Here is an 11794-nt window from a genome sequence, read left to right as displayed (position 1 = left end):
TAGAGGACAGCCCAGGTGAGCCAGCTGATCGAACACCACTCGCGCAAAGCCGCCCGGATCCTGGACAGCGCGCGCGAGCTGGTGCTCGACCACGGCGTGAGCAAGGTCACCGTCACCGAGATCGCCCGGGCCGCGGGAGTCGGCAAGGGCACCGTCTACCTGTACTGGCCCGCCAAGGAAGACCTCATCCTCGGGCTGTTCACCCGCGACCTGCTCACCTTCCTGGAAGAGATCATCGGCCGTATCACCGCCGACCCCGCCACCGTGCTGCCGCGCCGGCTGGCCCCGCTGCTCATCCGCACAGGGCGGAAACTCCCGCTGTCGCACCGCCTGCACAGCGACGCGGACCAGCTGCGGCTGCTCGCCCAGCGGGCCGGCGACCGCGACCTGTTCGCCCGTACCAGGCCCAGTGCCCTGTGCCACGAGGTCATGCCGATCATGCACCGCCACGGGCTGATCCGCCACGACCGCCCGCTGGCCGAGCAGGCCTACGCCCTGCACGCCGTGCTCACCGGGTTCGGCACCGCCATCTCCGACCCGGCCACCGCCCCGCTCAGCGTCGCCGACCCTGAAGAGGTCCTCGCCGACACCGTGGCCCAGCTCCTCGAGCCCGCCGTCGAGCCCGGCGGGCCGGCCATCACCGCGGCCGCCGACGAGACCGTCGCCGTCTTCCGCGCGACCAGGGACGCCGTACTGGACCTCATCGACCGCAGCCAGACCCTCCAACCATGAGCGGTCCGTACGGCAGGCCTTCATCGACCGGTACGGCCTGCCGCCCTCGCCGTACACCATCGAGCTAACGATCGATGACCACCTGCTGGCCAGCGTCGTCCACCGCGCACGCCCGCACGAAGGCGACCAGCACCTCCTCCCGTGGCAGCCGCTCCCGCCCCAGCAGCGTGGCGGCCGTCGAGGCGGGCAGGTGGTTACCGGTGGCGGCCGCTCGCCGTTCGAGCTGGGCGGATACTCGGAGAGAGGGCCGGGGTTTGGGGAGGCGTGCGATGAACATTCGCCTGATCAACAGCACGGGCGTCGAAGAACACCCCGTCGAAGAACTGCCGACGCTGCTCAAACGCGAGGACGCGCTGGTCTGGGTGGACATCCCCAGCTGCGACAGGGACGCCGCGCAGGTGCTGTCGGACGTGTTCGGCTTCCATCCGATGGCGATCAAGGACTGCGTCGGGCGCAACCGCGTGCCCAAGGTGCACGCCTACCTGGACCACGTGTTCATCGTCCTGCACGCCCCCGAGCGGGGGCAGCGGGGTCACGTGCACTTCGTCGAGCTCGACCAGTTCGTCGGCAAGCACTACCTGGTGACCGTGCACGGGCCGGTCAATCCGGCGGTCAAGCAGGAGTGCACCCTCCGTGAGACCGACGCGGTACTCGCCAGGATCCAGGCGGGCCGTCTGAAGCCGACCACGCCGTGGGAACTGTCGTACGCGATCGTCTCCGCGCTCGTCCGCAACCAGGAGGCGTACGTGGAGACGGCCACCATCGACGTGTGGAACCTCGAGCAACGCGTCACGGGCGGAGAGGTCGGAGACCCGGAGGAGTTCCTCAACCAGCTGTTCCGCACCCGCCACGGGCTGCTGTCCGTGCGCACCATGGGCGCGCTCAGCGCCGCCATCTACGGGCGGATGACCAACCTCACCCGCATCTCGCCCGAAGGGCAGCGGCTGGTCGTCGACATCGCCGACCAGTTCGACCGGATCCGCGCCGTGGCGGACGGCGAACGCGAGTATCTCCAAGGGGTCATCGAGTTCTACCAGACCGTCCTCACCATCAAGGCCGCGCTGGTCGGCCAGGCGCAGAACGCGGAGGTCAAGCGCCTCACCGAGGCCAGTTACGCGCAGAACGAGGATGTGAAGAAGATATCGGCGTGGGCGGCCATCTTCTTCGCCCCCACCTTCGTCGCCTCCGTCTACGGCATGAACTTCACGCACATGCCGGAGTTGCGATTTGCCTTCGGCTATCCGATGGCGATCGTCGTGATGTTGCTCGCGTCCACCGCGCTCTACTGGGTGTTCAAACGCCGCGGGTGGCTGTGAGCACCGTGCCCGATACCGGCTTCCGTACCTCGGCTTGACTGCTGATCTTAGGTGCACAAGATTGTTCGCGTCCCTCCGCACCATCCAAGGAATTCCATGAAGAGAACCATCGTCGGCGTCGCCGTGGTCGCGAGCGTGTTACCGCTCAGCGCCACCCCCGCGCAGGCGACACCCAGGATCGACCCCGTCAAGGCGCTGAAGACCGAGCTGAGGCCCGGCAAGGCCGTCAACGTGGTGTCCTCCGTGAAGATGGACATCGGCCACGGCCTGTCCATCAGCTCCAGCATGGACGGCACGATCGGGTTCGGCCCTCAGGGCGAGATCGCCTCCGATCTGTCCCAGACCCTGCACTACAGCAAGAAGCTGAACAGGGGGGACGCCGCCGCCCTGGAGCAGCAGCCCATCAGGATCATCTCTTCGGGTTACGACGACTACGTCTCAGGTCCCCTGGTCGATGACGCGTTGCCCAAGGGAACGAGCTGGGTGCGTTACCGGCACACGGACCTGCCGTCGAGCAACCTCCTGCTCGAGGTCCTGGAGCCGGCCACGCTCAAGGCCCTCCTGACACACCGCACCTCCTGGCGCGACGGCATACTGAAGGGGACGATCAAGACCGACAACCTGGCCAAGGTGTCCCCCGCGTTCGTCTCGCACTTCGGCAGGCGCTCCAAGAGCGGGCGCGTCGGCAAGGTGTCCTACGTTCTCCACCTCAGCCCGACCGGCCTGGTGGAGCGGCTGTCCGTGAAGGCCGTGCTGCCTGCCTACGACTCTTCCGTCCGGATCGAGTCGGACACCCGCTTCTCCGACTGGGGTCGCCAGGTCACCGTTCTCCTCCCGATGAACGGCGATGTGATCGACCAGCGGGAACTCGGGGACGAGGTGCCCGTGCAGATTCCCGGCGGCTGGAGCTAGCCGACCGCCGGCCAGGTCGTCAACCTGGCCGGCGACCACTGCCTTTCAGCTCTGGATGAAGGCCAGCAGGTCGGCGTTGAGCTGGTCCTGGTGGGTGATGTACACGCCGTGCCCGGCTCCCGGGTACTCCTTGTAGTCGGCCTTCGGGAGCAGCTCCGCCGTACGCCTGCCTGTGACGTCGATCGGGGCGGAGAAGTCCGCGTCGCCGTGCACGATCAGCGTCGGCACGGTGACGGCGGCCACCTGCTTCCTGAGGTCGGTGTTGAGTACGGCGCGCTGGCTCTGCAGCACCGCCCAGGGCGACGGCGTCAGGCACTGCGCGATCACCGATTCGATCATCGCGGGCGAGACGTCGTTGAAGAGGTTGGTGGCGAAGTACGCCTGCGCCTGGTTCGCCAGCCACCGGGGCCGGTTCCGCTGCACCTGGGCGAGGGTGGCCTCGATGAGCGCCTCGGGGATGCCGTGCGGGTTGTCGTCGGTCTGCTTCATGAACGGCAGCAGCGCGCTGACCAGCGCCAGCCTCGCCACCCGGTCCTCGCCGTACTTGTTCAGGTAGCTGACCGTCTCGTGGCCGCCCATGGAGTGGGTGATCACCGTGAAGTCGCGCAGGTCCAGGTGCTCAATCAGGTCGGCCAGGTCGTCGGCGCCGGTCTCGATGTCGTAGCCGGTCGAGGGGCGGTCGGACCGGCCGTGACCGCGCCGGTCCATGCCGATGACGCGGTAGCCGCGCTCGACGAAGTACGGGAACTGGTACTCCCACATATCGGTGCTGAGCATGGCGCCGTGGACGAACAGGATGGGGTCGCCCTGGCCGTAGTCCTCGTATGCCAGCTTTGTGCCGTCTCGGGTCTCGAAGAACATAGATCAGATTTTGTCGGAATTCATGGGCTGTGCGGTATGGGGCTGGCCGTACGGGGTGGGTGTGGCTAGACCTACCGTGGTCAGAGCACGCGGCGGAGGCCAGGGATCCGGCGGATCGGGCCGGCGAGCGCGAAGCAGGCGGGGAGCACCACGACGGCCGCGATCGCGAACTTGGCCAGAGTGGGTAGCTCCGGCGCGCTGAGGGCGTAACCCGCCGCCGTCACCACGAACGCGTGGATCACGTACACGGTGAACGCGTTTCCGGACAGGTACCGGCGCAGCGGCCCCTGGGTGTTGAGCCTGCGGCGGAAGAAGGTGAGCAGCGCGAGCACGATGCCGACCGCGAACGTGGAATCCCACAGCGCGTAGAACAGCGAGCTCAGGGTGCCGTACCCGAAGATCGCGTCGGTCCCGCCGCTCAACGCGAGCGGGAGGAACACCAGGGTGACGGCGATGGCCATGCCGAGCCCGGCCACGCCCATCCGGGCGGTGGTGGCGTGGAACCAGCCGCGCCGGTACGCCACGGTCCCCAGGACGAAGAAGCTGATGTACTGCGGCAGGTAGGCGCCGCTCGGGAAGTCGATGACCGGCACCTCGAAACCCATCGGGATCGCGATCCGCACCACGTAGGTCACCAGGGCCAGCGCCGGCACGAACCCGATCACCGCGAGGTAGGTGGGCGGGCGGAGGGTTCGGTCGCGCGGCGGGCGCTTCGCTGTCGCCAGGCGGAAGGCGGCGTAGGACACGTCGAGGACGAGGAGCGCGAGCACGAACCACAACGGCCCGCTTCCGATGGTGTGCAGGTAGGCCTCGAGCAGCGAGCCGCCCCGGTAGGAGCCGGCGAACAGGATCGGGTTGAGGACGAAGTAGAACGTCACCAGCGGGATCCCCAGGCGGACCAGCCGGTCGCGGAGGAAGGCACGCGGCCCCTTGCGGTCGTACGACCTGGGCGTGAAGTAGCCGGAGAGCAGGAAGAACGCGCCCATGAACCACGCCTGGTCGACCAGCAGGAAGACCGTCAGGCCGATCCCGGCGGCTCCGCTGGTCGGCTTCTCGGTGTAGTACCAGGCCGGGAGCCCGCTGTAGGTGCTCGCGATGTGGTGCAGGATCACCAGCGAGGTCAGCAGGATCCGCAGATTGTCCACGAACCACAGCCGCGACTGGCTGGACGACGCGCCAGAAAGCGCGGCCGTGGTCTCGTCCCTTGTCTTGTCTGGCATGACGTCGACGCTAGGCAGCGCATGGATCGCGCGGTATGAGCCTGGACGTACGGATGGGTGGGTCCAGACCCACCCCGACAACCGGCCGACTCATCCAGCGCGGCCTGCGCGATCTGCCTGCACGGCTGGCCATAGAGCACGCTGCGCGGGAACTCAGGGGGCGTTCGTCCTGAAGGAGGAGCGGTAGGACTGTGGCGTGACGCCGACGACGCGTTTGAACCGCTCCCGGAACGCGGTGGCCGAGCCGAACCCCGCCTGCGCGGCGATGCGCTCGACGCCGTGGTCGGTGGTCTCCAGGAGGAGTTGTGCCCGCCGTACGCGTGCTCGCAGCAGCCACTGCAGCGGGGTGGTGCCGGTCTGTTCGCGGAAGCGGCGGCTGAAGGTCCGCTGGCTCATCCCGCCGCGCATGGCCATCTCCGCCAGCGTCACCTCGTGGGCGAGGTTGTCCTCGATCCACGACAGCACCGGCTCCAGCAGCGACCCCTGCGGCACCGGCGGCTGGGCGTGGAGGATGAACTGCGCCTGCCCGCCCTCCCGTTCCAGCGGCGTCACCGACAGCCGGGCCGTGTCCGCGGCGACCGCCGAGCCGAAGTCGCGCCGGATGATGTGCAGGCACAGATCCAGTCCTGCGGCGGCCCCGGCCGAGGTCAGGATCTGGCCGTTGTCCACGTAGAGGACGTCCGGCCGCACATCCACCCGCGGGAACAGCCGGGCCAGCCGATCGGCCGCCATCCAGTGTGTGGTCGCGCCCAGCCCGTCCAGCAGCCCGGCAGCGGCGAGGGTGAACGCCCCCGCGCAGATGGAGGCGATCCGGGTGCCGGCGGCCGCGGCCGCGCGCAGGGCGTCGAGCACCTCGGAGGCGGGCGGTGGGGCCTGCTCGGAGCATCCGGGCACGACGATCGTGCCGGCCTCCCGCAGCACGTCCAGGCCGTGCGGGGCGATGAGCGTGAAGGCGTCGCCGGCCACCTGCGGCGTCGCGGCGCAGACCATGATCCGGTACGGCCGGCGTCCGTCCGCCAGCCGGGCACGCCCGAACGCCTCGATCGGCGTCGCCATGTCCGCCGCCACCACATGGTCCAGGGCCAGGACCGCCACCGTGTGCATCAGGACAAGGTAGGCGAGAACCCGCCAACCCGGTGGCGAGAACCCGTTGGGAATTGTCGATTCAGCCCATGGGGCGCCCCCGGACGGCCTGTCTAGCCTTGCGCTGCGAGATCCCGTCCAAGCGGACCGCCCGCCCCGAGTGGACCGGGCGCCAACCGAAGCACCCCTACCTCAGAACGGACTGCCACCCCCATGTCCATCATCATGCCGATCATCATCGGGCTGATCTGCGTCACCCTGATCTCCCTGATCCCCGAGCCGCATCGACGCCTGGTCAACGCCGTGCTCGTCGCCGGTGCGGGTGCCGCCTACCTCAGCGGAGGCGGCCTCGGGTACGGGGAGTTCCTCCTGCCGACGGTGATGACCTATGTCGCCTACCGGGGACTCGACAGCTGGACCTGGATCGGGATCGGCTGGCTGCTCCACACCGCCTGGGACGTGATCCACCACCTCAAGGGCAGCCCCCTCCTGCCCTTCGCCGAGCACTCCTCCTTCGGGTGCGCCATCTGCGACCCGGTCATCGCGCTGTGGTGCTTCGCGGGCGGGCCCTCGATCCTCGGCTGGATCCGTGCCCGGCTGTCCCGCGAGCCCACGATCAGCCAGGCCGGCGAGTGACCCCCTTGGTCACGACACGAGCGTTCCCAGGTTTCGGCGAAGGAAGTCCAGCTCGATGGCCATCAAGCGCTCCGCGATGCCGTTCGGCGTCATGTGGCTGACCCCTGGCAGCAGCACGGTCGAGTGCGGACGCCCGGCCCGGGTGAGCGCCTCGGACAGGCGCAGCGTGTGCAGCGGGTAGACGTTGTCGTCGGCCAGGCCGTGGATGAGCAGCAGGGGGCGCGACAGGTTCGGGGCGTCGGCGATCAGCGAGTCGGCGGCGTAGCCCTCGGGGTTCTCCTGGGGCAGGCCGAGGTAGCGCTCGGTGTAGGCGGTGTCGTACCAGCGGAAGTCCGTGGGTGGCGCTCCCGCGCAGGCGGCGTGGAAGACGTCGGGCCTGCGCAGTACGGCCAGCGCGGCGAAGTAGCCGCCGTAGGACCAGCCGCGCACCGCGACCCGGGACAGGTCCAGGTCCGGATGCTTGTCCGCCAGCTCGAGCAGCCCGGACACCTGGTCGTCCAGCGCCGCCTCGGAGAAGCGGCGGAAGATGGCCCGCCCGAAGGAGACCCCGACGTTGGGCGTACCGCGGTTGTCGATGGTGACGACCGCGAAGCCCTGGTCGGCCCACCACTGCTTGCGGATCCACCGGCCCGGTTCGGCGGCGATCACCTGGTGCCCTGGCCCGCCGTACACGTCGAGCAGGACCGGCAGCCTCTCCCCCGGCACGTGGCCCTGGGGGTAGAGGACCGCTGCGGGCAGGTGGTGCGCGGTCACCCGCTCCAGGATCGGGCGGGGCCGGTACGGCACGGCCGCGGACAGGTCGCGCACCTCCAGGTCGCCGACGAACCGCCGGGTCCGCATGCTCTCCAGCGTGCCGGAGGTCAGCGTCAGCGTGGAGCCGCTGACCATGGCGCTGTGCACGCCGTACTCCTGGGTGATCCTGGTCAGGCCGCCGTCGTGGGAGAGGCGGTAGACGTGCTGCTCGGCGGGTTCGCTCTCGTGGGCCTCCAGGATGTGGTCCTCGCCGAGGCGCCCGGCCACCCTGCGTACGTAGAGGCTGGGCGGCGTGACGATCTCGCCGTCGATCGCGAGCGCCTGGACCTCGCCGACCTCGACGATCTCCACGATCCTGGCGCCGTCGGCGAAGGGCGGCTGCTCGATCCACTGCGGGTGGCCGAACGCCCGCAGCTCCGACGTGGTGCCGGTGGCGGGGTTGACCTCCAGGAGGCGGCCGTGCTGCTGGAGCCGGTCCATGACAGTGATCACCAGCCGGTCGCTCCAGTCCACGGCTGACACGTAGGGGAAGCCGCGGTCGTCCCAGAGCACCTGCCTGCGGGCGCCGTCCAGCCCGAGCAGATGCAGCTCGACCAGGGCGTTGGGTCCTCCGGCCTGCGGGTACGGCAGGCGGAGCGGAGCATCCTCGGGGCGCGCGGGGTCGGCCAGGTGACGGCGGGGCACGCCCGTTTCGTCCACCCGCGCGGCCAGCAGCAGCCTGCCGTCCGGTGACCACCAGTGCCCCCGGGAACGGCCGAGTTCCTCGGCGGCGACGAACTCCGCCACGCCCCAGCTCACGTGGGACTCGGTCGTCATGATCCGGGTGATCTCGCCGTCGAGCACCAGCAGCCGCCCGGACACGACGTAGGCGATTGCGTCGCCCTTGATCCTGGGGTCGAATGCCGGTCCGCCGGTGGGAAGTTCTTCGGTCACGCCTGTGGCGAGGTGGGTGCGGAAGAGCCTGCCGCTCAGGGTGAAGACGGCGTGGACGCCGTCGCTGTCGTAGCTGCCGATGCCCGGAGCCCACAGGCGGATCCGCTCGCGGAGCATCCGCTCCTCGGGTGGGAGGTCGCCGCGGTGGGGCGCCAGGGCGTCCGGATCCGCGAGGAGTCGTTCCTGACCGGTGGCGAGATCGACGGCCCACAGCCTCTCGACGGGGTCCTCGGGGCCGGTCGAGCGCAGGAAGAGCGCGACCTGGTCGTCGTGAACGGTTATCGCGCGAGGAGAGCCGTAGGTGAAACGGCCGGTGCGAGAGAGAAGCTCCATGAAATGTGAAATATCACATTTCATGGAGCTATACGAGACCTCAGCTCGTGACGGAAGCCCAGACGGTGATCTCCTCGATGCATTCCCGCTTGCCGTCAGGCCCGATCGGCCCGGTGAGAATCGGCTCGCAGAACCTGGCGCCGTCGGTCCCGACAAGGGTGCCCGTGCCGATCAGGCCCGGGACGTACACCGTGGAACGGATGGTCCGACCTGCGACAGCCGGTGCGGTGTAGCCCTCGTAGCGCACCGTGTCGTTGTCGACGTGCACCGCGCCCTGCTTGTTGCCCAGCAGCGTGTTCGTGCCCTCGTCATAGCTGATGAGCCCGACGCCGGTGTCGCTCGCCGCGGTGGTGCCGGCGGAGCTGACCAGGCCGTACGTGCTGACCTGAGTGGCCGTGACGTCGATGCAGGACTGGAAGTACCGGTTGCCCACCAGCTTCCAGTTGCTGCACTTGGCGATCGTCGCGGCCGCCGAGGCCGATGCCGCGGGGGCGACGGTGGCGAGCGCGCCGACGAGCGCCGCGCTCAGGGCGATCTTACGGGCGATCCTGTTCATGGTTCCCTCCCGATCGTCATCCGGGCGGAGCGTCCGCCCAGAAGGAGTACCATGTCACATTTGACATTGCCTAACCGTGATCAGGGATTGAATACCCGTCGACGATTGGGAGGCGGCCGGTGACCCGGAGCCGGCGGGTGGCCAGTTCGGCCAGCAGGCGGGCGCCGTCGGGCAGCACCGCGTCGTCGAACTCCGCTCGTGGTGAGTGGTTCTCCTGGGCCTCGTCCGGTGCCACGTGCGCCGGGCGCGCGCCCAGGAAGACGAAGGCGCCGGGCACCCGCGCCAGCACGCGCGAGAAGTCCTCGGAGGCGGGATGCGGGTGGGGCATGCCGGCCAGCCTCCGCGCGCCCCACAGGTGTTCGACGGTGTCGCGGGCGAAGGCGGTCTCGGCCGGGTCGGTGACGGTGACGGGCAGCTCCGCGCCGTAATCGATCTCCGCCGTGACGCCGTGGGCCGCCGCGATGCCGGTGACCAGCTCGCACAGCAGGCGGCGGACCGCCACCCTGTTGGCCTCGGAGTAGGTGCGGACCGTGGCCTCGAAGCAGGCCGAGGCGGGAATGACGGTGCCGAGCGATCCAGCCGACACGTGGCCGACGGTGACGACCACGGGATCGAAGGCGTCGAACCTGCGGGTCACCAGGGCGTGCACGGCGGTGATCATCTCCGCGAGCGGCGGCACCGGGTCCAGCGCACGGTGCGGTACCGCGCCGTGGCCGCCCCGGCCGTGCACGGTGACGCGCATCCTCGCGGTGCCGGACAACACCGTTCCCGACCGGGTGGCGAACGTGCCGGCCTGCCGTACCGACTGGACGTGCAGCGCGTAGGCGGCGATCGGCGGCCGGCCGGCCGCCTCCAGCAGCCCTTCTGCGAGCATCACCCCGGCCCCGTCGTGCCCCTCCTCGCCCGGCTGGAACATCAGGATCACATCGCCGGGCAGTTCGTCGCCGGCGGCGCACAGCAGGTGGGCCGCGCCCACGAGCATCGCGGTGTGCAGGTCGTGGCCGCAGGCGTGCATCACGCCCGGGTTGCGGGAGGCGTACGGCAGGCCCGTCTCCTCCTGGACCGGCAGCGCGTCCATGTCGGCGCGCAGCAGGACGGCCGGTCCCCCGCCCCGGCCGCGCAGCACCGCGGTGACCGAGGTCGCGGCGGTGCCCAGGGTGATCTCCAGGGGAAGCCCGGCCAGTGCTGCCAGGACGCGCCGCTGGGTCCTGGGCAGCTCGAGTCCCAGCTCGGGGTCTTCGTGCAGCGCGCGGCGCAGGGACACCAACAGGCCGGTGGGAATCACGGATCGTCCTCCTGCTTGGATGATTTCGTCGCTGAGTAGAGCCGGTCCGCCCGCGGAGTGACCGCTTTCGTCAGCGAATCGGCAAACTCAGGGGCGGAGGCGACGGATCCGTGCGGCAGGAGCTCAGCGAGCACGATCTCCGGTTGATCCACGCCGTCCAGCTCGCGCCGCGAGCCCCTTGGACGACGATCGGTCCCGCCTGCGCCCTGCACCCGATCACCGCCGCCCGCCGCTGGCAGCGGCTGGTGGCGCGCGGACTTGTGTCGGTGCTGGTGACGCCCGGTCCCGCGCTGCTGCGCCGGCTCGCGCCCGCCTACCTCGACCTCGACTGCCGGCCCGCCGACCGCGAGGCGGTGATCGCCGCCCTGCTCGGCAACCCGCGGGTGGCCTCGATCACGATCGTCGGGTCCGGGCGCAGCCTGTTCCTGACGCTGATGGCCGCCTCGCCGCACGCGCTGGCCGACCTGGTGCTCACCGGGATCGAGACCCTGCCCGGCGTGCTGCGCACCGAGCTCTACCCGATCACCCAGGTGTACGGCGAGGGCAGCTCCTGGCGGCTGGACGCGCTGGAACGCGCCGAGATCAGGAGCCTCGGCCGCCGCCCGGAACGCGCGCACCGGCCGCTCGCCCTCTCCGAACGGCACCGGGCGTTGTTCCGCGCGCTCAGCCTGGACGCCCGCGCCCCGGTGGCGGCGCTGGCCGAGCAGGTCGGCGAGAGCCCGTCGACGACCAGCCGGCGGGTGTCGGCGATGCTCGCCGCCGGGCTGGTGTCGATGCGGTGCGACGTCACGCAGGAGGCCGCGGGCTGGCCGATCCTCGTCAACTACCTCATGCGCGTGCCCGCCACCGACCTGGACGCCACCGGGCGGGCGCTGGCCGCCCTGCCGGAGAACCGGGGCAGCTTCGCCATCGCCGCGCGGCCCAACCTCTTCGTCAGCCAGTGGCTGCGCCACCTGTCCGACATCTCGTACGGCGAGGCGCGCATGACCGAGGCGCTCCCGTCGATGGAGGTCCTGGACCGGATGGTGGCCCTGCGGGTCGTCAAACGCATGGGCCGGATCCTGGACGCGGACGGCCGCTCGATCGGGGTGATCCCGCTCGACCCGTGGCACGAATCCGTCGTCACGCCGCCCGCCGTGACCGATCGCTCATGATTCGGCCACCCGTCACTTTG

12 protein-coding genes are annotated in these 11794 nt (G+C 70.0%); 5 read left to right on the top strand and 7 right to left on the bottom strand.

The genetic code is table 11. The annotated features are described in order from the left end of the window. The first annotated feature begins 15 nt into the window (after nt 1-15). A complete protein-coding gene (locus KIK09_RS29410) occupies nt 16-732 on the top strand; it encodes a TetR/AcrR family transcriptional regulator (protein WP_214322637.1) in 717 nt (238 codons plus the stop codon). A 64-nt stretch (nt 733-796) separates the two neighbouring features. Here the strand turns inward: KIK09_RS29410 and KIK09_RS29405 are convergent, their stop codons facing one another. Then, entirely contained in the window at nt 797-1009 is a 213-nt protein-coding gene (locus tag KIK09_RS29405) for a hypothetical protein (RefSeq protein WP_214322636.1), read from the bottom strand. Here KIK09_RS29405 and KIK09_RS29400 point away from each other — a divergent pair. Together KIK09_RS29400 and KIK09_RS29395 are read left to right on the top strand one after the other, a co-directional pair. Next, entirely contained in the window at nt 1002-2048 is a 1047-nt protein-coding gene (locus KIK09_RS29400) for a magnesium transporter CorA family protein (RefSeq protein ID WP_214322635.1), read from the top strand. The two genes, KIK09_RS29405 and KIK09_RS29400, sit on opposite strands and share 8 nt — an antisense overlap. Nucleotides 2049-2144: 96 nt before the next feature. Continuing rightward, a complete protein-coding gene (locus KIK09_RS29395; protein ID WP_214322634.1) occupies nt 2145-2960 on the top strand; it encodes a hypothetical protein in 816 nt (271 codons plus the stop codon). A 45-nt stretch (nt 2961-3005) separates the two neighbouring features. On the opposite strand, the gene KIK09_RS29390 is transcribed toward KIK09_RS29395, so the two are convergent. The 3 genes from KIK09_RS29390 to KIK09_RS29380 form a co-directional block, all read right to left on the bottom strand. Beyond that, on the bottom strand, nt 3006-3821 hold the full coding sequence (locus KIK09_RS29390; RefSeq protein ID WP_214322633.1) for an alpha/beta fold hydrolase: 816 nt from the start codon (nt 3819-3821) through the stop codon (nt 3006-3008). Nucleotides 3822-3901: 80 nt separating this feature from the next. Continuing rightward, a complete protein-coding gene (locus tag KIK09_RS29385; protein WP_214322632.1) occupies nt 3902-5041 on the bottom strand; it encodes an acyltransferase family protein in 1140 nt (379 codons plus the stop codon). 153 nt (nt 5042-5194) lie between these two features. Beyond that, a complete protein-coding gene (locus KIK09_RS29380; RefSeq protein WP_214322631.1) occupies nt 5195-6145 on the bottom strand; it encodes a GlxA family transcriptional regulator in 951 nt (316 codons plus the stop codon). A gap of 192 nt (nt 6146-6337) precedes the next feature. Between KIK09_RS29380 and KIK09_RS29375 the strand changes: the two genes are divergently transcribed. Beyond that, a complete protein-coding gene (locus KIK09_RS29375; RefSeq protein ID WP_214322630.1) occupies nt 6338-6760 on the top strand; it encodes a DUF6010 family protein in 423 nt (140 codons plus the stop codon). Between the two features lie 9 nt (nt 6761-6769). Here the strand turns inward: KIK09_RS29375 and KIK09_RS29370 are convergent, their stop codons facing one another. The 3 genes from KIK09_RS29370 to KIK09_RS29360 all read right to left on the bottom strand — a co-directional run bounded on the left by KIK09_RS29370 (nt 6770) and on the right by KIK09_RS29360 (nt 10620). Then, nucleotides 6770-8779, bottom strand: a complete 2010-nt coding sequence (locus KIK09_RS29370; RefSeq protein WP_214322629.1) for a S9 family peptidase — start codon at nt 8777-8779, stop codon at nt 6770-6772. A gap of 40 nt (nt 8780-8819) precedes the next feature. After that, complete coding sequence (locus KIK09_RS29365; RefSeq protein WP_214322628.1) at nt 8820-9335, bottom strand: hypothetical protein; 516 nt, start codon at nt 9333-9335, stop codon at nt 8820-8822. 70 nt (nt 9336-9405) lie between these two features. Next, a complete protein-coding gene (locus KIK09_RS29360) occupies nt 9406-10620 on the bottom strand; it encodes a M20 metallopeptidase family protein (RefSeq protein ID WP_308164351.1) in 1215 nt (404 codons plus the stop codon). 110 nt (nt 10621-10730) lie between these two features. On the opposite strand from KIK09_RS29360, the gene KIK09_RS29355 reads away from it, so the two are divergent. Then, the gene (locus KIK09_RS29355) at nt 10731-11774 is read left to right on the top strand and encodes an Lrp/AsnC family transcriptional regulator (protein WP_214322627.1); all 1044 of its coding nucleotides are present in this window, start codon (nt 10731-10733) and stop codon (nt 11772-11774) included. The last annotated feature ends 20 nt before the right edge of the window (nt 11775-11794 follow it).

It is taken from the genome of Nonomuraea sediminis, from assembly GCF_018531495.1.
Taxonomy (GTDB): Bacteria; Actinomycetota; Actinomycetes; order Streptosporangiales; family Streptosporangiaceae; genus Nonomuraea; species Nonomuraea sediminis.
Note: the sequence above shows the minus strand (reverse complement) of the source record. Positions and strands in the feature narration are given on the sequence as shown.